Source organism: Methyloglobulus sp. (genome assembly GCF_040079455.1).
Classification (GTDB): Bacteria; Pseudomonadota; Gammaproteobacteria; order Methylococcales; family Methylomonadaceae; genus Methyloglobulus.
The window spans coordinates 1-22,719 of sequence record NZ_JBEBKJ010000059.1; the positions used below are offsets into that span (position 1 = coordinate 1).

19 protein-coding genes and 3 pseudogenes are annotated in these 22,719 nt (G+C 48.2%); 20 read left to right on the forward strand and 2 right to left on the reverse strand.

Features of this window, described 5'->3' with window-relative positions; genetic code table 11:
* Positions 1-178 precede the first annotated feature (178 nt).
* Both ABL924_RS12575 and ABL924_RS12580 read left to right on the forward strand, forming a co-directional pair.
* Positions 179-568 carry a CBS domain-containing protein gene (locus tag ABL924_RS12575; protein ID WP_349027441.1) on the forward strand — a complete coding sequence of 130 codons (390 nt, stop codon included), beginning with the start codon at positions 179-181 and terminating at the stop codon, positions 566-568.
* A 182-nt stretch (positions 569-750) separates the two neighbouring features.
* Positions 751-1,710 (forward strand): cupin, encoded by a 960-nt coding sequence (locus tag ABL924_RS12580; protein WP_349027442.1) that lies wholly within the window; start codon positions 751-753, stop codon positions 1,708-1,710.
* Positions 1,711-2,212: 502 nt separating this feature from the next.
* On the opposite strand, the gene ABL924_RS12585 is transcribed toward ABL924_RS12580, so the two are convergent.
* Positions 2,213-2,419, reverse strand: a complete 207-nt coding sequence (locus ABL924_RS12585) for a hypothetical protein (RefSeq protein ID WP_349027443.1) — start codon at positions 2,417-2,419, stop codon at positions 2,213-2,215.
* On the opposite strand from ABL924_RS12585, the gene ABL924_RS12590 reads away from it, so the two are divergent.
* On the forward strand, positions 2,418-2,660 hold the full coding sequence (locus ABL924_RS12590; RefSeq protein WP_349027444.1) for a hypothetical protein: 243 nt from the start codon (positions 2,418-2,420) through the stop codon (positions 2,658-2,660). The genes ABL924_RS12585 and ABL924_RS12590 overlap by 2 nt on opposite strands.
* 254 nt (positions 2,661-2,914) lie before the next feature.
* Here ABL924_RS12590 and ABL924_RS12595 read toward each other — a convergent pair whose 3' ends face one another.
* Complete coding sequence (locus ABL924_RS12595; RefSeq protein ID WP_349027445.1) at positions 2,915-4,216, reverse strand: hypothetical protein; 1,302 nt, start codon at positions 4,214-4,216, stop codon at positions 2,915-2,917.
* A gap of 118 nt (positions 4,217-4,334) precedes the next feature.
* Between ABL924_RS12595 and ABL924_RS12600 the strand changes: the two genes are divergently transcribed.
* From ABL924_RS12600 to ABL924_RS12680, 17 genes and pseudogenes are all read left to right on the forward strand, one after another.
* A complete protein-coding gene (locus ABL924_RS12600) occupies positions 4,335-5,969 on the forward strand; it encodes an EAL domain-containing protein (protein WP_349027446.1) in 1,635 nt (544 codons plus the stop codon).
* Positions 5,970-6,079: 110 nt separating this feature from the next.
* Positions 6,080-6,751 carry a TRIC cation channel family protein gene (locus ABL924_RS12605; RefSeq protein ID WP_349027447.1) on the forward strand — a complete coding sequence of 224 codons (672 nt, stop codon included), beginning with the start codon at positions 6,080-6,082 and terminating at the stop codon, positions 6,749-6,751.
* Between the two features lie 212 nt (positions 6,752-6,963).
* A complete protein-coding gene (locus tag ABL924_RS12610) occupies positions 6,964-7,764 on the forward strand; it encodes a hypothetical protein (RefSeq protein ID WP_349027448.1) in 801 nt (266 codons plus the stop codon).
* Between the two features lie 24 nt (positions 7,765-7,788).
* The gene (locus ABL924_RS12615) at positions 7,789-9,219 is read left to right on the forward strand and encodes a carbohydrate porin (protein ID WP_349027449.1); all 1,431 of its coding nucleotides are present in this window, start codon (positions 7,789-7,791) and stop codon (positions 9,217-9,219) included.
* Between the two features lie 75 nt (positions 9,220-9,294).
* Positions 9,295-10,785 carry a M20 family peptidase gene (locus ABL924_RS12620; RefSeq protein ID WP_349027450.1) on the forward strand — a complete coding sequence of 497 codons (1,491 nt, stop codon included), beginning with the start codon at positions 9,295-9,297 and terminating at the stop codon, positions 10,783-10,785.
* Positions 10,786-10,881: 96 nt separating this feature from the next.
* Complete coding sequence (locus ABL924_RS12625; protein WP_349027451.1) at positions 10,882-12,315, forward strand: YbaY family lipoprotein; 1,434 nt, start codon at positions 10,882-10,884, stop codon at positions 12,313-12,315.
* 44 nt (positions 12,316-12,359) lie between these two features.
* Positions 12,360-13,547, forward strand: coding sequence for a hypothetical protein (locus tag ABL924_RS12630; RefSeq protein WP_349027452.1), 1,188 nt, complete (start codon positions 12,360-12,362; stop codon positions 13,545-13,547).
* Positions 13,548-13,783: 236 nt separating this feature from the next.
* Positions 13,784-15,220: an amidohydrolase gene (locus tag ABL924_RS12635; protein ID WP_349027453.1), complete on the forward strand. Its 1,437-nt coding sequence runs from the start codon at positions 13,784-13,786 to the stop codon at positions 15,218-15,220.
* A 12-nt stretch (positions 15,221-15,232) separates the two neighbouring features.
* Entirely contained in the window at positions 15,233-16,009 is a 777-nt protein-coding gene (locus ABL924_RS12640; RefSeq protein WP_349027454.1) for a GTP-binding protein, read from the forward strand.
* Positions 16,010-16,607: 598 nt separating this feature from the next.
* Positions 16,608-17,048, forward strand: a complete 441-nt coding sequence (locus ABL924_RS12645; protein ID WP_349027455.1) for an amidohydrolase family protein — start codon at positions 16,608-16,610, stop codon at positions 17,046-17,048.
* Positions 16,961-17,407 (forward strand): amidohydrolase family protein, encoded by a 447-nt coding sequence (locus ABL924_RS12650; protein WP_349027456.1) that lies wholly within the window; start codon positions 16,961-16,963, stop codon positions 17,405-17,407. The genes ABL924_RS12645 and ABL924_RS12650 overlap by 88 nt, the downstream gene beginning before the upstream one ends.
* A gap of 173 nt (positions 17,408-17,580) precedes the next feature.
* A complete protein-coding gene (locus ABL924_RS12655) occupies positions 17,581-18,060 on the forward strand; it encodes a hypothetical protein (protein WP_349027457.1) in 480 nt (159 codons plus the stop codon).
* 261 nt (positions 18,061-18,321) lie between these two features.
* Complete coding sequence (locus tag ABL924_RS12660; protein WP_349027458.1) at positions 18,322-18,933, forward strand: MarC family protein; 612 nt, start codon at positions 18,322-18,324, stop codon at positions 18,931-18,933.
* 76 nt (positions 18,934-19,009) lie between these two features.
* Positions 19,010-19,162, forward strand: coding sequence for a hypothetical protein (locus ABL924_RS12665; protein WP_349027459.1), 153 nt, complete (start codon positions 19,010-19,012; stop codon positions 19,160-19,162).
* A gap of 41 nt (positions 19,163-19,203) precedes the next feature.
* Positions 19,204-19,302: pseudogene (locus ABL924_RS12670) on the forward strand (IS1595 family transposase); the annotation flags it as partial.
* Positions 19,303-19,494: 192 nt separating this feature from the next.
* Positions 19,495-20,140 (forward strand): annotated as a pseudogene (locus ABL924_RS12675) (IS1595 family transposase); the annotation flags it as partial.
* 151 nt (positions 20,141-20,291) lie between these two features.
* Positions 20,292-21,772 (forward strand): annotated as a pseudogene (locus ABL924_RS12680) (IS1182 family transposase).
* Positions 21,773-22,719: the final 947 nt, after the last annotated feature.

Consider the following 22,719-nt stretch of genomic DNA (forward strand, 5'->3'; position numbering starts at 1 on the left):
CTCGTTCTCCAAGTGTGCAACGTGGCATGACGGCATGATTCATTGGTTTGTCGTTACCTATAATTCGAGCTTATCAGTTAATGTTTAGCCACTACCGATTAATAGTAATCGTAGGCGGATTCAACATAGATGAATCCCCAGGTCAGCCCAATTAAAATAATAGCCTAAGGAGTTGATGATGCTGTCGAAAATAACTGTTGCCGATTATATGACCAAAAGGCTGGTTTCGCTCTCCAAGGAAACGAATGTGTTTGATGCCATTAAAAAATTGCTGGAAAATAAAATAACCTGTGCCCCGGTTATTGATGAGCATGGGCAATTAATTGGAATGTTCTCAGAAAAAGATGGCATGCGTGTGGTTTTAGAAAGTGTCTATGACCAGGGCATGTTTGGAAAAGTGGGGGATTTTATGTCCACGGAGATTATTAGTGTCGAAGCCAATTCCAGCATTGTAAATTTAGCGCAAAAATTCCAGGGTTCCTCAGTAAGAAGCTATCCTGTTTTTGACCATGCCAAACTGGTTGGCATCATTAGCCGTACAGATGTATTGAGGGCGTTGGTTTCTTAGGATAATCTGAGATGTCTTTCAGCAAGGTTGTTTCATTGGACATTCGTTATGTATTCTCCGATTATGGTTACGCAACATAATTATGCCTTGGTTCATATAATGAATGGCTTTCTGCGGGCAGAATTTTTTTAAGCGAAATTTAGCCAATAAGGTTTGGCAACCGCACTCTAGAGGTAACGTCCATGACTATGTTGCTTAAGCCAATAGAACTGAAGGGCTTAGTTGAGAATGCTAGATATTACGAATACACAAAAGCGGCCGATCCCATAGGTTCTGGTGCCATTTCCCCAATCCCCTTTGCAGAATTCGGTAGCGAGTTGCATGAAACGGGCTGCACCCGAATTATCCCGCTAGACATAAGTTTGAAACTAGGCTGCGAAGGGCCTGCAACCAGCCCTGCGCTGTGTGCCAACTTCGTGCGTATCCTTGCCGGTGAAGCGTTGTCCACGAATTTCAACGCAACATCGCAACTCTTTTATGTCATGTATGGTAATGGACGAACTGACTTTGATGGTACAGACATTCCGTGGAAGACGGGTGATTTTGTGGTATTGCCAATTGGTAAAGAAACGCGCCATTTTGCTGCTGCCGATTCTGCATTTTACCTAGTCCATGATGAGCCGCTCATGCGTTATCTGGGTGCTACCGCAAACATTCAACGCTTCAAACCAACACTTTACACGTCAGAGGATTCGCTACGGGAATTGGATATAGTAAGACAAGAGGCTGATGCCTTGAACCGGAGTCGCATTAGCGTGCTGCTTGCCAACAAGGCAATGGATCAAACCTTAACGGTAACGCATACGCTTTGGGCTATGCTAGGAGTACTGCCAATGAATGCCGTGCAATTACCGCACCGGCATCAATCTGTTGCCCTTGATTTAATCTTAGATTGTGATCCGGGTTGCTATACGCTTGTTGGTACAAGGATTTCAGTAAAAGGCAAGATATTGAACCCGACCCGAATCGATTGGAAACCGTATTCAGCATTCATTACACCCCCAGGTTATTGGCATGCCCATTTTAATGAGTCTTCAAAAGAAGCCCATTTAATACCCCTGCAAGATGCAGGGTTACAAACTTACTTGAGAACCTTGGACATCAAATTCGTGCTGCCCAATGGAGACGCACCTGCGCCATGAAGCCAGTTTTTTCCAAAGCTGGTAAACATAATGGAATGAAACCAAGGCAACAGGGATACCGCATTCCCTATACCTGACCTTGGCTCATATCAACCAACGAATACATTGCTGGCCAATTGTTGCCGTTCAGATATTCAGAAAGCCGAACCTCAATTTTATTTATCCAGACCTTCAAGAAAGTAATATTCTGCGATGAAAGTATTAAGCCGGACAGTGAGAATTCGTTCGAACCTGATGACACCAGCCACTATTTCAGCACTGTTTTAAATCTGTAAGCCTTACTTTGACGTGCGTAGCAAAATCCAATGCTACAATTACATGCGAGGTTTGCTTACTTAAAAATTGTGTTCGCAGTACTATCCTTACCAGAAGAATTATAGTGATCCACGGTCAGGCGACTTACAAAAAAATGAGTTATCCAGGCTTTGTGTACTGCACATTACTCAGCTTTCAAGGCTTGGCAATACTGAACTGCATTCAAAACTTGGGGAAAGCTGTCATTTCATTGCGGTGGATTGACCACGACATAATTGACATTCGAACCGGCATATTGCGGCTTGTACCACGTGTTGCCGCAGCGTTGGTAATTAAAGCCATTGACATTGACCATTTGACAAGAGGGCGGCATTGCTGCGGCAGTAATAATTGACCCTACCGCAAGGCCTGCAACCCCAATGGCGATGGCAGCGCCGACACCGATCGTCGTCATGGTCGCGATGGTAGTGATAATCGCCGTGGTAGCCATGGCAGCCATAGCGTCGGATATTGACATCCCGATTGATATTCACATTCGTGTTGTTGATATTGATGTCCCTGTTGATTTTGTTGCGGCGGTTAATAACTTTATTTCTATCAATATGCCGATTACCGTTGACGTTGACACGTGTGCTGCCACGTACTTGGCGAGCTGTAGCATCCCCTGGGAATATGCAAAGAGTTACGGTTATTAGGCTCACTATTGTTTGATATTCGTCTTATAGTGTGAAACCCAACAATCAGGATGTTATTGTTGGTTTTTTATTTTCAATATGATGCTACCAAATAAAAGGGGTAGTGTCAGTGTTATGTAGTGCAATCTAAGTGCTTGCCTGAAGCAAGCATAGATCAGGTTTATTTTTTGGATAAGAATGCATGAAAAAAACCAACAACATCAAGGCATTAAATGGAAATCATTGCCCTATATGGAATCTGTAAACACCGCTTCTCACTTTATTTCTTTTGTAAAATCGCAACGTTGCTTAATCAGCGATGATGTGCCATTAACGCCAATATCTTTAGCAATCATGGCAATAACGCGGTCATCTTGATCGTAACCGATATGGGCATCCATCGGATTGGCAAGGTCGGACAACCCGAAAGCATCCATGATTTTAGTAATATTGATATTAACATTGGTGATCTTGGCACAGAGCCTGGAGTCAATATATTTTTCGGCAAATTCGTGCGGTATACCATAACTTAACAAGTCGTTTGGATCACTAAAGGCAATAATTTCAGTTTTATTGACCATCCGCTTTTTATAATTAGCACCTTTAGGATCGCAATAGTTTTTTTCTTGTCCAGCAACTTCTGGAAGCTCCCGGCCCATTTGCAGTATAGGGAGTTGGTTGGACAGCATGAACATGGAAATCTGTTTATTTTGCAATGCCTGAATTGCTTTTATAGAAAGGCTATCTTTTTGGTTAGCGCGTACATTTTTCCTGGGCGATGCCAATAAGGAAGCAATGCGCTGCATCCCATCCGTTGTGATACGGCTGCCCAGGCTATGGGAGATAAAGACATAATGATCATGGGCGATATGTTCTGCATGGGCATCAGTCAGGTTCATACACTCATGTTTACCGCTTTCCGGCAGATCCTCCCAATCGCCAGTCGCCATCCAACAAAACGACTGTGAGAATGCGGACAGAATAGGTTGCCTACTTTGTCCGAGGTAAATAATCGGATCGGGGACGGTATCATTGCTGAATTTTTTCAACAAGCCATTCATTTTGGCACGACGGAAATCATATTCCCCCGAATTATCAAAAGCCAACAAGTCTTTTTCATGCCGGGTAATTTTTGACCAGGTCAATTCGTAGAAGGTCAGTTCTTTGCCGTTCTGCTCATTAAGCAGGTGCATCACCCTCAAATTGCCGAGTTCTTTTCCCGGAAATAAAAAAGAACTCAGGGCAATATTTTTCTGGGTTTCAGAGCGCACGTCCAAGCTTAGTTTCCTGGCCAGTTTTTCCAGGAATTGAGTCGCATAGCCCGGAAAATGATCGCCTACACCGTGGACAAACAATATCTTTGTTTTTTCGGGCTTTTGAGCCAGGTCGGCATCAATACCGGCAAAAGGGCTGTCCCACACTTGGCATAAGCGGGTATCTTCATTTTCGGCTTTTTTCAGGATGGTTTTGGCAACGCCTTTGCCTACGCTGGCGCAACCGGAGAATAATATGACGATTGAAAGCGACGACAACAGCCATCGGATTATTACAACGCTATCTTTCCAAACCTTATTCATGATTACCCCTAACTTAACTATTAAGTTCTTTAATTTATCAGTCAATTTTTTAAATTTCACCCTAGAGTTTGAGATAATCCCCCCCTCTGTTTAATTTAATCCAAAATTTAAAGGCATTATGCGTAAGCAAAACCGAAGAAGGATAAAAGGACATCTCTTTTTGCGTTATGAATTGCCGATTATGCTGTTGATCGCATTGTTGCCGGTATTTTTCACATTAGGCTTATCTTATTTATGGATCGAAACCAGCATCGAACATGAAATGTCATTTCTTGCCAATGCGACGGCTAGACGAGCCGACAACATCCTCAAGGTCACCGAATCAAATCTTAAGCAATTGGCCGAGCAAACGTCCGCCCGTTGCGATCAATCCGCTGTCGATTTCATGCAGGATAAAGTTTTTAATGTCCTGTATATACGGGAAACCGGCATTATTAACGACAATAAATTGATGTGCAATGATGTGAAAATATTCAACCCTCCGGTCGACATTACGGAGATTGAACACAGGCGCATAGCGGAAAAGGATGGCGATATTGCGATAGTGCCTCCCGTAACAACCCTCCGAGGCGGCAAGTCGCTCTTAGTCAACTATAGAGTAAGCGCAACCCAGTATGTAAACGCCTTAATCGATCCTGATATTTTCGCAGAATTTCACGAGTACGTTCGGCTCGGTGAAGTCAGTGGCGTATTTTTGGTTCGGGAAGATGGCAAAGCGGTCATCAGTTTTGGCTCGATGTCCGAACGCGAGTTGCCGCCCATGACTGTCAATCCAGAACATGTGCAGCATTTTCATGGCAACGTGTTTTCTATTTACAAGTCGGGCGATTTCCCGATTTATGCTGTTGTAACGGCCTCACCGGCATTTATTTTTAAACATTGGCGCCGTGATGCCTTATTTATAGCGGTGCTCGGTGGTTTCGTGTCCTTGGGACTTGTCCTGTTGATGAAAAGAAACCGAAAGCATTCCAATTTGTTACAAGGCGAACTTTGGCAAGCCATTGAAAAAGAGGAGTTTTACATTCATTACCAACCCATAATGGATTTGGACAATATGCGGTGTGTCGGCGCTGAATCTTTGTTACGCTGGAAACACCCGAATCGTGGCTTAATTATGCCCCTGACTTTTATTCCGATTGCCGAGCAAACCGGTATGATTCGTCATATCACACAATGGTTAATTGGTCGGATAGAATTTGAGCTTGGGAAATTTATGGGGGGGCATCCTGAAATATATATCAGCATCAACTTAAGTCCGTCTGATTTGGGGGCGGACGGTCATAAAAACTCTAAAGAGGAGTTCTTGTTTAACCGCATTCCAAATCAACAGGTTCTCTATGAAATCACAGAGCGAAGCCTATTACCTGACAATCACGCCACTAATGAAACGATGGAAAACTTGCGTAATAACGGAGCCAAGCTTGCGCTTGACGATTTTGGGACCGGTTACTCCAGCCTAAGTTATCTCCATCGCTTTCCTTTGGATTATCTCAAAATAGATAAGTCTTTTGTGGACAGTATCCAGAACGAAACAGCGAGTACAGGTTTAATCGACCATGTGATCAGTATCGCCAGCACAATGAATATTGGGATCATAGCGGAAGGGATTGAGCATGATTACCAAATCGCATACTTAAAAAAAAATGGGGTTAAATTCGGCCAAGGTTTTTACATCGCCGAACCTCTACCCATCGAAGATTTTGTTGCCTTTCTGCATGAAAAAAACAGTAAAAGATCGAGTACCCTTACATAATGACTAATTCAATGGTCTATGTTACCTAACTTTAGACTAAAGCGGCAAAATGGATAAGGGTGTTTTATGGCCTTGAAGTGGACACAACCGATTACGGAGACATAACGAAAATGGCCGTTCAAGTGTTCACAGTTCCGCTTTATTTCGACTATGGTGCAACATTTCTGTGGGGAATCACCGGTGCGCTTGTAGGTGCCCGACGTGGCTATGATTTGTCCGGCGTTGCCGCACTCGCTCTTATTTCATCTACGGGCGGTGGGCTTATGCGCGACGGACTCTTTCTCCAAAATGGCCCACCCGCGCTGTTACAGACTCCCATCTACTTGCTTATCGTGGCCGCCGCCGCAGTACTCGTGTTCGCCGTTGGTGCGCGATTGGATCACTACCGGCGCTATCGGCATTTTTCGGGCCTGATTCAGGTGGTGGACGCGCTGGGCTTGGGTGCGTATGCCGTCGTTGGCATGCAATTAGCCATCGATTCAGGAATAAGCCTGCCCGGCGTTGTGCTAATTGGGTTGGTCAATGCCGTTGGCGGCAGCATTTTGCGCGACCTGTTTATGCGGCAAGAGCCGGAGGCTTTTAAGCCCGGCACCCTAACCGTGGTGGCAGTGCTGATAAGTTGCTTCGTGTTCCTTATTCTCGAAAAAGGATTTTGTTTCTCCCCCTATGTGGCGGCTTGGCCCACCATCATCACCGCGTTTGCGATTCGCCTCTTTTCGGTTAGGTACAATGTCCGCACCCGCGCACTGCGTGGTTTCATACAGGAAGACAAGGATACATAATCGAGTACCCGGTACCGAAGATTCAGTCAAGAGAACCTTGTATTTGGCGCTTTTATTTTCAAGTTCCTTTTGAAATATGACTTAACGGCTATACTGGGTATAAAGGCACATAATATTTGTAATCCAAATTGAGAAGGTGCATTATCTTAGGCAAGATAGCTTGGTTAAAAAATAACAAATACAACAGCCGCATCATAACCCAGGGATATTCGATGAAAGATACTTATCCAAAAGCTGTGTTCCTCACGGCTTTAGTTTCATTTTCAATACCTGCTTCAGCAAACGATGACGCTGATGCTCTCGCCCTAAAACTACAAAACCCAGTTGCAAACCTCATCAGCGTACCCATCCAGAACAATTGGGACTTTGGCATTGGACCGGCTGACGCCATGCGTTACACCGTCAATATCCAGCCTGTAATTCCATTCAAATTGAATGATGACTTGAACCTGATTACCCGTACCATCGTGCCGATTATCCATGCCGAATCTCCGGTAACAGGTGGAAGCAGTATTTCCGGGATGGGCGATATTGTGCAAAGTTTCTTCTTATCACCCGCAAAACCCACGGCAAGCGGCATCATCTGGGGAGCAGGGCCGGTTTTTCTGTACCCCAGCGCAACCGATGACCGGCTCGGTACGGAAAAATTTGGCCTTGGCCCCACGGCTGTCCTCCTGCGGCAACAAGGCCCATGGACTTATGGCGGCTTAGTCAACCATATTTGGTCGGTAACGGGTAACAAGCAAAGGTCTGATGTTAGCGGCACGTTCCTAAACCCTTTCCTTTCCTATACCACCAGCAAACAAACAACTTACAGCTTAAGCACCGAAAGCACTTATGACTGGGAAAGAAATCAATGGCTGATCCCTGTGCAGGCGGGTGCCAGCCAATTAGTGATGTTTGGCACACAACCGGTGCAATTTTCAGGGTCTGCCCGTTACTATCCAGAAGCGCCAAAAGGCGGCCCTGATTGGGGTTTGCGCTTTTCGGTTACCTTATTGTTCCCTAAATAAAATCCATTAATTTTGCTGAAATCCATGAAACCAACACATATACCCATTCTTAGAAGCTGTTTAAAAACGTCACGAGCGGGTTCAGGACTAGGCGAAAAAGTGCGGAAAAACGGAGTGTACACGAAGTACATGAGTATTTTCCGCACTTTTTCAACAACGTCATGGACTCGCGCAGTAGTTTTTAAACAGCTTCTTAGCCTCGTTTGCTTATTTTTCACATGGATGTCGGTCGTCAGTGCGGATGAGGCGGCTTCGATTGAAGCCTCCAAACAGCCGCCAATCGCCAAGTCTCTTTGGCAACGCACGACCCTGACGGACGACTGGTTCGGTACAGGAACTACCATGCGCGAGCATGGCATCGGTTTCAGCGGCTTCCTGACCCAATTTTATCAAGGGCTTGCGGCAGGAACAGGTTCGCATGACTGGAAATATGGCGGCAAGGCCGATGGCTTTTTGCGGATAGAGGGTGCGAAATTGGGCTTGTGGAAAGGTTTCGGCCTTAACGCCCACGCGGAACTCAATTACGGGGAGTCGCCGACCTCGGCAGGCGGAACATTCCTGCCCAACAACCTGGCGCTCGCTTTCCCGGGAGCTAACAATACCTTCGCCGACTTGTCGCTTTATTTCACCCAACAGCTTGGGGATGATGTCACTGTCATGTTCGGCAAAATCAACATGGTTGACCTTTATGATGCAGGCCGGGAATTTAGCGGCGGACGCGGCATTGAGCAATTCCAGCATGTCCAATTTGTCGCCCCCATCAGCGGTATCACGCCGCCGACAATTTTGGGCGGTATCGTGTCGGTAAAAACCAAGCCGGCCAAATATACACTCATGATTTACGACCCGGCCAACCAAGTCCGCAAGACAGGCTTTGAAAACCCGTTTGATAAGGGTGTCACCTTTAATGGATCGGTGGAATTGCCGAGTAATTTCTTCAGCCGAAGCGGAAAACATGTCTTTTCCGCAGCCTACAGCACCCAAAACGGCATTGATTTTGCCGATATTCCACAGTTATTGCTGCCCGAAGCGCCACCGCCAGGAAACAAAGGAGACCGTTGGTTATTGTCTTACACCTTCGAACAATCGCTCTGGCGGGATGCCGTCGATCCCCAGAAAGCTTGGGGGCTTTTCGGTCAGGTCGCTGTTTCAGACGGCAACCCAAACCCTGTCGAATGGTCTGTCATGGGAGGAATCGGCGGCACCAGCCCGATTCCCGGACGGGAACGTGACAAGTTTGGGCTTGGCTTGTTCTATGTAGGCTACAGCAGCCAATTGAAAGATTCGCTTCGTCTCTTATTGCCGGCACGCGACGAAAGCGGACTTGAGGTCTTCTACAATTATTCGGTCACGCCTTGGCTGCGCTTGACCGCCGATGCCCAGTTCATCAGGCCGCCGCGCAGTGACCGTGACACCGCCATCATGACCGGCATTCGCGCCCAGATTTTGTTTTAACCGGAAGGTCTGGCGTGTTACGTCAATGCCATATAAATAAAACGTATTAAAAAATATGCATTCAGGAGAAAAGGTATGAAAAAAAAGGTAGCCAGCACTCTATTAGTATTGATTGGCTGTTTCGTGATTTTTACTGAAACCTTTGCTCAAGAAGTAAAAAAGAGCGAGAACCCAGCCTCACAAGTGGAATTAGTGAATATTCAGGTTGATGCCGATGCCGCCGCAAAACGGCTCGCTAAAGGTATCAAGTTCAAAACAATCTCCAATCAAGACCGCAAAGATTTTGATGAAAAGGCCTTTAAGGATTGGCATAAATTTCTGGTAAAGACCTATCCGCGTACCCACAAAGCCATGAAACGGGAAGTCGTCGGTGATCCCCGCAAATTTAGCTTGCTATACACATGGCAAGGGACTAATCCTGCATTAGCTCCGATTGTGTTGATGGGACATCAGGATGTTGTCCCTGTTGTACCTGGCACTGAATCACAGTGGGAACATGATGCCTTCTCGGGTGATATAGCAGGCGGTTACATCTGGGGGCGCGGCTCGCTGGACGACAAAATCATGATCATGGCAATTCTTGAAGCCATTGAGATGCAACTGAAACAAGGCTTTAAACCCGAACGCAGCATTGTCCTCGTTTTTGGCCAGGATGAGGAAGTGGGTGGGTCCGAAGGCGTTAATCATATTGTTAAAACACTTGAATCAAGGGGTATAAAAGAGATCGCCTTTGTTCTTGATGAAGGTCTTCCACTGGCTCCCGGCTTGTTCCCCGGTGTAAGCGCCCCCATTGCCTTATTGGGTATCGCAGAAAAAGGCTATGTTAGTCTTGAGTTAAAGGTAGACGGAGTAGGGGGCCACTCAGCAGCGCCTCCTGCCAATTCAAATATTGGTATTCTTGCCCAGGCCATTACTAAGGTAGAAGCCAATCCCTTTCCTTACAGGGTTACCGATGCTGTGCGGGATCAGTTCAAAGTTATGTCAAGCGTTTTGTCAGCAGAACAACAAAAAATGACTGCTAATGACGAAACGCTTATTACCTATTTGAAAGGTAACCCACAAACGGAGGCAATGATCCATACCACAACAGCGGTAACGATGGTCAATGGCGGTGTAAAGGAAAATGTACTGCCGCCATTTGCCTCTGCCGTTGTCAACTTCAGGATTCTTCAGGGTGAAACCATTCAAACAGTAATGGAACGTGTCAAGCAGATTATTAATGATCATCGTGTGACTGTCACTAATCTCTCCGCTTCAAACGACCCAACACCCGTATCCAGTTCTACCGGTCCTGAATTTAAGCTTATTGATAAAACGATTCGTCAAACCTGGGGAACAAAAGATTTAGTTATTGCCCCTTACTTAGTTATTGGCGGGGCAGACGCCAAATACTTTGCAGCTTCGCCAATGGCAAAGAATGTCTATCGCTTCACGGCGGTTCGCGTGGAATCGGCAAAGGATGCTGACCGCTGGCATGGCGTTAATGAAAGAGTGTTGGTAAGCGAATATGCGAAGTCGATTGGCTTTTTCTACCGATTGATGGCGAACGTGAAAGACCTGAATTAAGCACATAAGATGGGCATAGGTAAGAAGCCGGAATTAAAGACTATTTAAAATTAAATCAAGAGGGTTTCCATGTGCCGGAGTTTCGATAAATTCATTATGTTTGTAGCTATTTTTATCGTGATCAATAGTGTTGGATGTGCGACGCACCAAGGCGAATCAAAAGACGATTTAATCACCGTCAGCGGCACGGCGGCTTACCGCCAAAGGATCGCCATGCCGCCGGAAGCGGTATTGACGGTGAGCCTGGAAGATGTCAGCCGCGCCGATACCGGGGCGACGGTTATGGCGGAAAGCAAGCAGGCCTTCGGGGAGCGCCAAGTCCCGCTTGCATTTACCTTACAAGTACCCAGCTCTAAAATCAATCCCGGTTCGGATTACACGCTCAGGGCGAGGATCGATGTGGAAGGGAAGATACGCTTCACCACCACACGCAGCTATCCCGTCCTAACGCGCGGCGCTAAAAATAAGGCCGACCTGTGGCTTGATGCCGTGCAACCGGGCGCTTCGGGACAGATAAGCGCCAGGGGCTTCGCCACGCCGATGGCGGAAACCGCCGATTTTGGCGCATTACCAGCGACTTTCAACGGCGTTACGCCCTGCGCCGATTGCCCCGGCATTGAGGAAACCTTGACTTTGCGTAGCGACGGATTGTTTTTGTTGCGGCGCATTTACCAGGACAAATCCGTCAACCCCTTCGTTGAACATGGCCGCTGGACAGCCGAAGGCAACAAACTGACGCTTAGCAATGCATCGGGCGCGCAATATTACGAAAAAATCGGCGGCGGCAGTTTGCGCAAACTCGACACTTCGGGGAAGCCGATAGACACCACGGCGAATATCGACCTCAACCGTGTTGCACAAGTTGATCCCGTCAACGAAGCGCACGCATGGCGCGGTGAATTCCGCTACATGGCGGATGCGGCTACGTTCACCGATTGCGAAAGCGGCATACGTTGGCCGGTGGCGATGATCGGCGATTATCTGACAGCGGAACGCGCTTACCTGAAAGCCCGCAACGTACCCAGCGCACCGCTGGTCGTCGATTTCCAGGGCAAACTTGAACAACGCCCAGGTATGGAGGATAAGGTCGTCGAAATGGCGGTGATCGAGAAATTCGGCGGCACACAACCCAAGGCGTCTTGCGCCGCCTCCGCATCCGGCAATAATCAATCGACCGCAGAGCTGATAAATACCTACTGGAAACTGGTCGAACTTGACGGCAAGAATATACCCATCGCGCCGTCGCATAAGCGCCAAATCCGTATTACTTTAGCGAGCGAAGGCTCGCGCGTGATCGGCTTCAGCGGCTGCAACCAGTTTACCGGGACATTCAAACAAACAGGCACCGAATTGGCGTTTTCGCAGATGGCGGGGACGATGATGGCTTGCGAATCGCCTTTCATGGAACTGGAAGGCCGGGTATTAAAAATGCTCAACGCGACGACGGCTTACCGCATTAAAGGCGAACAATTATTCCTTCTTGAAGGGGATAAAGTTCTTGCCCGTTTTGAGTCGCTATATCTGCGCTAAGCTTTTGTCAAATCCCGTTTGGATAATATACAGTCATATAAGCCATGAATCACGAGCAAGACGAAGCCGAATTTGAAATTTCGCTCGTGCGCGATGACCTGATTTTTCGGTTCTACCGTCGGATTGGCTTGATACCCAAGGAAGGGTTAGGGATAGTGAGACGGGCAATTTTTTTTGCAGTATTGACGTGGCTTCCTTTAGTCCTTTGGGCGTATTTGTCTGGGACAGCGATACAAGGCCGGATTGACGAACCCCTGTTGCGCCATTTTGGTATCCATGCCCGTTTTTTGGTCGCCATTCCCCTGCTTATTTTCGGTGAAGGGTTGATACACAAGGTTATCACTAAACTGATCCCTTATTTTTATACCTCCGGTTTAATTCGCACTGACCAGCGCAGCCTATTTACACAGGCTCTGCACAATACGCTTAGCTTGCGCGACAGTTCGATGCCTTGGGTGGTTATTTCCGCCATCGTTTTTACCACGGTTGCACTACAGCCGCCTTATCAGGAAATGCATGAGTTAAACTGGGCGAATACCGGTACGTCTACGGCGTTTAATCTCGGTTTCGGCGGTTGGTGGATGCTTTTTATAAGTCGTCCTATTTTCGTTGCTTTATGTTGGGTTTCGCTATGGCGCTTAGCGTTAGTGTTTGTGTTGTTTAAACGTATCGCCGACCTTGATTTAGAGCTTGTCCCTACCCATCCCGACCGAGCCGGCGGTTTAGGCTTCCTTGAAAAAATTCCCTTGGCGTTCAGTCTGTGTGTGTTTGCGATCTCCCTGGTGCTGGCGTCACGGTTGGCGCACGAGGTCGTTTATCACGGTTTGCAGGTGCAATCGCTTAAGTTGTTAACGGTGGTTTTTCTTATCGTTATCGTGCTTTTGTTTTTATCTCCGCTGCTGGTTTTTTTTCCTAAACTGTCAGCCGCCAAGCGCAAGGCGCGGTTAGAATACGGCGCACTGGTCGGAAATCACGGTCGGCTTGTCCATAAGCGCTGGATTCGGCATGAATCGATAACGGATGAATCATCCTTACTGCAAGCCCCGGAAATCGGCCCTGTTGCCGATGCGCTAAGCCTTTACGAAGCTGTTATCCAGATGCGTGCGGTGCCGATAGGTAAGGCCGCAATTTTAAGCATTGCCTTACCTGCCGCGCTGCCTTTAATCGCTTTATTTGCAATTCAAGTACCGATAAAAGAGACTTTACTGAAAATTCTGGCGAGTCTTATCTAAGAACGTGTTTTAAATGCTGCTACGCGGCTCGATTGCTACGTTGCGCGGTACTCGAAACAGTCATGTACTATCTGTACACTCCTGTTTCTGCGTTCCGTGCGCCTTGCACTCGAACCGCTCGCGACACTTTTAAAACACGTTCTAAGGTTGATGCGCCGTGGATTGCCTCAAAATTTTGTAGTTTTTAGAGAAAAGCAAAAAGTTGTTTTTTACCACCATACTAAAAAGGAGACGTTATGACTACTAAAACGATTGATCCAGAATGGGTGCTGCAAGCGGTCGATGCAGTGCAACCGATCATGGAACAGGCATCCGACAAGTTGTGGCAATTAGCGGAAGTTTCGCTGGAAGAGGTTAAATCCGCCGAATACCTATTGGCATTGCTGCAAGACCAAGGTTTTAAGATTATTAGCACCGGCACTGCAGGGATTCCTACCGCATTTGTGGCGGAATGGGGCACGGGAGAGCCAAAACTGGGGATTTTGCTGGAGTACGACGCGCTGCCCGGTTTGGGGAATGAGGCGGTAAGCTGTAAGCAAGCGCGTAAGGACGGCACCACTAGCGGTCACGGTTGCGGCCATAACCTGATCGGCTCGGCGGCGCTGGGCGCGGCACTCGCCTTGAAAAAGACGATGACTGAACAAGGCATTAGCGGCACTATACGCTTGTACGGCTGCGCTTCTGAAGAAACCGAAGGTGCCAAGGTCTACATGGCGAGGGAGAAATTGTTTGACGATCTGGACGCAGTCCTGCACTGCCACCCGTTTGAACATGCGATCGTTGGCAATCTTCGCACCAACGCCACGAACGGTATTAGGGTGGAATTCTTGGGGACCACAGCCCATGCTGGCATGACGCCCTGGCTGGGGCGCAGTTCCGTCCATGCGGCGGAATTGTTTGCCCACAGTGTCAATTTAATGAGAGAACACCTGGAGCCTACGGCACGGATGCATTATGTCTATGAAAGCGCGGGGCTTGCCCCGAATGTCGTGCCGGACTACGCCAAGATGTGGATGACCATACGCGATATTGACCGCACCAGGGTAAATGCAACCACGGAGTGGGTAAGACAGGCCGCCGAAGGCGCGGCAATGGCGACCCAAACCAAAAGTAACTTTATCTTGTATTTCGGGATGTACGACTTGCTGCCCAACACGCCGTTGGCGCAACGGATGCAAACCTATCTGGAACAGTTAGGGGCTCCGGCATGGACGGAAGCCGAGCAGACCTTCGCTCGCGAATTACAGACAAACCTGGGCCTAGAACCGAAAGGTATGCCAACCACCATTGTCCCTTTACAAAATGAACCGGCATTGGGCGGCTCAACCGATGTCGGCGATATTAGCTGGAACGTCCCGACGATGGGAATTGGCATGCCTTCGGTGCCTATAGGAATCGGTATGCACACCTGGGCGGCAACGGCTACGCATGGCATGAGCATTGGCAGAAAAGCGGCTGCCGGTATGGCGAAAGTACTAGCCGCTACGGGCATGGACATCTTGACCGATAGCGATTTTCGGCAAGCGGCCAAGGCCGATTTCGAACGGCGCACAGCTGGAAAACCCTACGTTTCGCCTTTACCGGAAGACCGTAAACAACCTTTCGGTATGCCGGAATGGATGACGACAGATGCTTGCCGCGAGATGTTTAGTGGGGTGAAGGGCGATAGTTAATACCCGTTTTATATGGTTAATAAGCAAATTCCGGTTACAGTGATTGGCGGCTATCTTGGTGCTGGCAAGACGACCTTGCTCAACCACATTTTGCGAAATAATAAAGGCATCCGCTTCGCCATCCTGGTCAACGATTTTGGCAGTATCAACATTGACATCGATCTTATCGAAAGTCAGGACGGCGACACGATCAATCTCGCCAATGGTTGTATTTGCTGTTCGCTCTCTGGCGGATTTGGAACGGCAATGCTCTCGATTCGAGAAAGGTTGGTGCTTCCTGATAGAGTCCTCATCGAAGCGAGCGGTGTCTCCGACCCTTTTAAAATAGCGCAATATGCTCATTTACCGGGATTTCATCTTGATAGTGTTATCGTGCTTGCCGATGCCGAATTCATCCAGAAACGTGCGGCTGATAAGTATGTAGGCCGTCAAGTCATACAGCAGTTAAAAAGCGCAGATTTGCTGTTGCTAAATAAGGTCGATCTGGTGCCGGATGAGAAACTTACTCAAGTTAGGGAGTGGCTGCAAGATTTAATTCCTAATATTCGAATATTGAAAGTGAGCCGGGGACAGATTCCTATGGATATGTTGTTCGGGGAAGAATTGCTGGAACAGCTAGCAGTTTCTGAAAAACAGGTAGATTTAGCCGAAGGGATGGAGCATGAACACCACCACGATCATGACTATGTAACTTGGAGCTATATCGGCTCAAGTCTATTGGATGGCACAAAATTCCACGCGCTCATCGCCGGACTGGATGCAGAGATTTTGCGAGGTAAAGGTCTCTGAAGACCCTTCGGTGAAATTCGTCTTCCAGTTGGTCGGTAAACGCTGGAGCATAGAAAAGGGAGGGGCTTGGGGAAATCGAGTTCCGAAAACGCAATTCGTGCTTATTGGATTGTCGGGGAGCCTTGATGGCGCGACGTTGGATAAGAACCTGCAAAATATGATGTTGACATAGCAATACACAGGTGATGTCAAGATTAAGGAAACTCTGAATAAATCCTTCGACAAGCTCAGTACCCTCTGGGGCATAAAGACGAACGGTAAGTGGTTGATTCCGTTCTTGGTGTACCCTAGGGCATAAAAGCCTGTCGAACCATGAGCGGAATCAACTTATAAAACCAGTAAACGATACCAACCTTTATTAGGGAGCATTGAACATGGCAAACGAAATCACGATATTCCAAGCAAAAAAGATAGTTACAATGAACCCTTCAAATCCGGAAGGTACCCATGTTGCCGTACGCGAAGGCATGATCCTGGGTGTCGGTACGCTCGACGAAGTGAAGGGTTGGGGCGAGTACGCGCTGGACGACACATTCAAGGACAAAGTGCTGATCCCGGGTTTGGTCGAGACCCACTCTCACGCCACGGAGGGCTCGATGTGGGCCGCCCCCCCTATGTCGGCTACTTCTTTCGCACCGGCGGCATCAAGACATACCTGGACGGATCGATTCAGGGCTTGTCGGCGTGCGTCGGTTGGCCTGGCTACTACAAGGCGGAAGGTGCAGGGATTTGGAATGAGATCCCCGAACAATTTGCGGCCAAGCTGGCGGTGTATCATCGCTCAGGCATCAACGTGCACACCCACTGCAACGGGGACGAGGCCGTGCAGGTGTTCATCGAGAAGGTCAAGGACGTGCTACACGACTGTGTCTGGCTCAATCATCGCCATACGGTGCAGCACTGCGCGCTGACCACCGCAGCACAGTACCGGAAGATGGCCAAGCTCGGTATATGCGCCAACCTCTTCATCAATCATGTGTGGACTGGTCTGACCAGCACTACGAGATCACAGTCGGGCCAGAACGCGCGAAAAGGATGAATAGCTGCGCCACTGCCAAGCGTGAAGGTGTGTCGTACTCCTTCCACAGCGATGCGGCGATTACGCCGCTCGGTCAACTGCACACAATGTGGTGCGTCGTCAACCGCGTCACCCCCAAGGGGCGGGTGGTCGGCGAAACCGAACGGATCAGCGCCTATGACGCGCTGTACGCCGCAACGGTGGGCGCTGCGTATCAATTGCATATGGATCACGAGATTGGCACGATTGAATGCGGCAAGTTTGCCGACTTTGCGGTGTTGGATGAATCGCCGCTTGATGTCGATCCAATGAAAATCAAGGATATTCCCGTATGGGGTACGGTGGTGGGTGGAGTGAAATACCAAGCGGTGCAGCCCTAAAAATGGAGCCAAATATTTCACTAAAAGAGGATATGCGAACGGTGCAAGTGCAGCGGCTGGAGATATTTGCCGCAATCCTGCTCTCCATCGCGGCACTTGGCAGTTCCTGGAGCGGGTATCAATCGGCGCGTTGGAGTGGGGTGCAGTCAACTAAGTACAGCCAGGCCAACGCTATGCGCGTCGAATCAACCCGGGCCTCCACCACCGTCGGCCAACTCCAAGGCATCGACGTACAACTGTTTACCCATTGGCTCAACGCCTATGCTGTCGACAATCAGAAGTTGGAACAGTTTTATAGCAAACGATTCAGGACGGAGTTTTTACCCGCGTTCGAGACATGGCTGAAAAGTGACCCCATGAATAATCCTAAAGCCGCTTCCAGTCCGTTTGGATTACCCGAATACAAATTGGCTTTGAACGAACAGGCAACCCAAGCCGAGGCGGAAGCGACGCGAATTTTTCAGGAAGGCCAAGACGCGAACCAGCAGAGTGACGACTATGTGCTGAATACGGTCGCCCTATCCATGGTGATGTTCCTGGTCAGTATTGCCGGCACATCGCACTCGATTCCTGCGCGTACTGGACTTCTGGTCGTCGCCGCCCTAATATGTGGGTTGGGCGTTTACCATCTTGCCATTTTCCCAATTAATTAGCAGCATACGTGAATGAAAATAAAATGCTTTCTTCTGCTCCCTGCTTATTTCGGCTATAACTGTTTAAACTACTTCGGGTTGGTTTAAACGACCGCCGTAATAACAATCACCAAAACGATGGCCTCAAATATGAAAGCTAATCTAAAACTTTTAAGTGTCTTTACAATCGCATTAGTGGCTTTTAGTTTTACAACTTTCGCACAAGAGGGGATAACAATCTCTGCGACTGTCCCTCACCTTCCTCAAAAGACGTTGAGTACAATGCCGATAAGCCAGATTTTCACTTATTTTATGGTGATGCTAGGGCCCATTAAGATACTCGCCCCTTTTGTAAAAATATCGCGAGGAATGGATACGCTATCGGCAAGGATGCTTGCCGTAAAAGGTTTTTTCTTCGCCTCCCTAGCTGGTGTTGCGGCAGCCACCCTCGGCAAGAATACGTTGGCAAATTGGGGCGTAGGCTTACCTTCTTTGCTGATAGCTGCCGGATTGGTTTTGCTGCTCGTCGCCTTGAAATCGGTTCTGGCGCAATATGAACAGCCCCCTGCCGCCCCGCCTGGAGATAGTCCGCAGCCATCTGCGAAGATGTTTGCCTTATCGCCGTTGGCGTTTCCTATCATCATTACACCGTATGGTATTGCCGCTTTTATTCTGATTGATGCCGCAGTCCCGCCTGAGCAAAATATTGAGATCTATAAGGTTTTCTTGGAGGTGATGGTGTTAAATCTTGTAGCCATGCTGTTTGCAAGGCCGATCATAAAATACTTCTCGACTGTGCTAATCATCCTGGGTGCGGTTTTAGGCGTGCTCCAAGTCGCGTTGGCTGTGCAAATGATATTACTGGCGTTCCGTATGTTGGGAGTTCTTCCTTAACCGAAATACTACTTACTCATGAAGCATTGATAAGAGATCGTTTACCAATCTAAAAAGATTAATCGAGAGGAAAGCTATGAAGGAAACACTCAAGACTATTGTGGATTATGTGCTGATTGGGGTAATAGGCTTTCTGCCCATTGCTTTAGTATTCCAGATTATCGTCTATGTTGAACGTGTGTTAAAAGACCTCCTGATTCTGTATAAGTTTCCGCAACTTTATAGTTAAACATGACTCAAAAAGGATAATAAATTAAAGGGGATAGAGTCATGCTAAAAAATAAAGTGCAATTTCAGCCGGGTTATAGCTTGCTTGAGTTATTCAAAGACTATGGCACCGAACAGCAATGCGCTGAAGCGTTGTTCAACGAAGGAGTACACGGAAGCGTAGTCAACATGCAAGGCCATCCGACACGGCGTCAAGTCATTTGGGCAGTCGTGCATCGTGACGAACCGAGGACGAACGTGGGCAGCCGAAGGCATTAATCGCCACGTGATTTTTCGCCGCTAAAATCGGATGGATCCCATTTTAGCTTTCGCGAAAAACAGTGGCGCGCTTAGCTTATGCGGTAGATTGGGGTGTCGTACAATACCGCGTGGAGTATGAAGCAGAAGGTCATGCAGGTGATACCCCACCAAGGGCACAAGTGAAAGAACGCGACGACAGTAAGCCATTGGGCGGGGCCATCCAACTGGATGGTGTGTATTGGGGTGGCGAGCGTCGCGGCGGCAAAAGGGGGCGGGATGCCGCCAACAAAGTGCGGCGGTGCCGCTGAACGGAGGCGGGCACCCCATTTCGATGAACATGAATGTTGTCAAAGGTTTTCAGCTGGCTGAAGTTGCCCGCTGGGCAAAACAGCATGTACAACCCGGCAGCACGGTCATTTCAGGCGGGTTGCCTTGTTTTACAGCCGTAACACAGGCCGGATGCAGCTATATCGGCATTGTCACGGGCGGTGGGCCACAAAGCGTCACCAAAGAGGGGTTTACTTGGGTCAACACGATGATAGGCAATGTGAAAAATGCTATTACGGGGACTTACCATGCGACCAACCCCCGACATTTGCCGCGTTACCTGGCCGAATTCTGCTACCGGCATAACCGTCGGTTTCAACTGGAAGGCATGCTGCCTCGTTCCGGTTATGTTGCCGTAAGGACACCATCAATGCCAGGCCATCTTTTGAAATTAGCTGAGGCTTATGGGTAATCAAGAAAGGCTTTGTTCTGCTCGTACACGGGAGGTATGAGAATCCGTTTATGACAATCGCCCTATTCGCAACTGCCATTTCCTTATTGGCCCAGACCGTGTAAAAACGCCATGATATAATTAGGCATCCCATGGAAATAGAGCCAAGCTAATGAAACGGTTTATAGAAGGCGAATGTCGCACCCAAACCACCTTGATGCCAGAGAGCCTGGACGACTATGTTTCGGAAACCAATCCGGTACGGGTAGTCGATGTTTTTGTTGATGAACTGGATTTGTGCCAGCTGGGTTTTAGCCGTGTAGAACCAGCGGTTACCGGCAGGCCACCCTACCATCCCTCAGTCCTCTTAAAGCTCTATATCTACAGTTACCTCAACCGCATCCAATCCAGCCGTCGCCTGGAAAAAGAAGCACAACGCAACGTGAGCTAATGTGGCTCATCGGATGCCTGACACCTGATTTCAAGACCATCGCCAACTTCCGCAAAGACAACGGCAAAGCCATACGCGCTGTCTGCCGGCAGTTTGTGGTGCTTTGCCAGCGACAGGGCTTGTTTTCAGAAGCCCTGGTGGCCATCGACGGCAGCAAGTTCAAGGCCGTCAACAACCGTGATCGGAATTTCACCAGTGCTAAGCTCGAACGGCGCATGAAAGAGGTAGAGTCCAGTATCAACCGCTACCTTACGGCACTCGATACGGCTGATTTGCAAGAGCCTGCCGTCGTCGCAAAGGCAAGAACGGAACGGCTCCAAGACAAGATTGCCGCGTTAAAAGAGCAGATGAAATCCCTTAAGGACATCGAAGTTAAACTCAATGAAGCGCCGGACAAGCAAACCTCCCTGACCGATCCGGATTGCCGTTCTATGAAGACACGGGGCGAAGGCATTGTCGGCTACAACGTCCAAACGGCGGTGGACACCAAACACCATCTCATCGTGGCCCACGAAGTGACCAATGTCGGCGTTGACCGGGATCAATTGACGAACATGGCCGGGCAGGCGCGGGCGGGGACAGGCACGGAACAACTAACCGTACTTGCCGACCGGGGTTATTATAAGAGTGAAGAAATCCGCCGTTGCCATGAAGCCGGCATGGTGCCCATCGTACCCAAGACCGTCACTTCCAACGCCACGGCAGCGGGACGGTTTGGCAAAGACCATTTCATTTATGATGCGAAAACTAACGAATATAGCTGCCCTGCGGGGCAACGCCTGATTTGGCGCTACACCGGTATTGAACGGGGAATGAACCTGCATCGCTACTGGAGTTCATCCTGCCAACAGTGTGCACTCAAGGCAAAGTGTACCCCTGGCACCGAAAGGCGGGTTACCCGTTGGGAACACGAAGGTATCCTGGATGCCATGCAAACCCGCCTGGACCTTGCCCCCGACAGTATGCGCATCCGCCGCCAAACGGTTGAGCACCCCTATGGGACGATCAAGCTGTGGATGGGCTCGGCGCATTTCTTGATGAGGACATTAACGCATGTCAACACCGAAATGAGCCTTCATGTGCTGGCTTACAATTTGAAGCGGGTGATAAAAATACTGGGCATCAAAGGCCTGATGGAGGCCATCAAAGCCCGGGCTGGGCTTTATGGTGGTCAAATAAGCCCAATTGTGGCCATATCATGAGCACTCAGGAGCGGTTTTTAAAAAACCACCTACCCAAGAAGAATAAAAAGCTGTCCGTAACCCAAGTGTTATGTTCATTATGGCGCTATCCAAACAACCATATAGAAGTACCTGAAAAACTTTAGTGCGTTTTTACACGGTCTGGGCCATAGGGAGTCAGGTTAGGGCCAAAAGATATGGGTATGGCATTGGCTGCATGATGCACCGGTCTGGCGGGCAAAACTCGGCATGGCTTGAGTGCCAGGGCTGGCTAATAAAATGATAAAAGTGATCGCTATGAGTAAAAGCGAGTGAAAGTCTGAAATATTGGCCCTTTTTAAGGGTGTGCGCATATGGGGTCGCCTAGGTTAAAAATTGCGTTGAATGGTTTTGATCCAAGTTTGCATCAATGATACGACTATTTAATTTGCTTAAGCGCTAAAAATGGGCTTTCAAATTATAAGTTTTGCATAGATAAGTTTTTTTAGCCTAAAAGCCTGTTCGTAGCTGTCCTTCTAATGTTAGTTGATGTTTTTTTAATACCGTGGTTAATTACAAATAAACTACAAAAAGTTCAGTGGAGGAATAAATAAAATGAGCGGGATTCTGAAGGTATTCCTAGTAGGCTAGTTGAAGCCATGTTAGCAGTAGGTAATTGTGCGTATTGTTAATATATTTTGATGCGTTAAAGTAGCGCAAGAAATAAGTCTTGTTGGTTGGCGGTGTAAGTTGAATGCTTAAACGATACAAACGCTCAACGTGCTTTGCACTATAATTGTCCATCTAATTTGATTAAAAATTCTAACCAATTGATTATTTTTGAAAATGTCGAAACCTGACGAAAAGAGATGAAGAAAATTTTAAGCGTTAACAATTATCATTATCGCCGGGGTGGTTCCGATGTCGTCTATTTGGAACATGCCGAATTGATGGAAAGCCAAGGCTGGAGCAACGCTTTTTTCTCAATG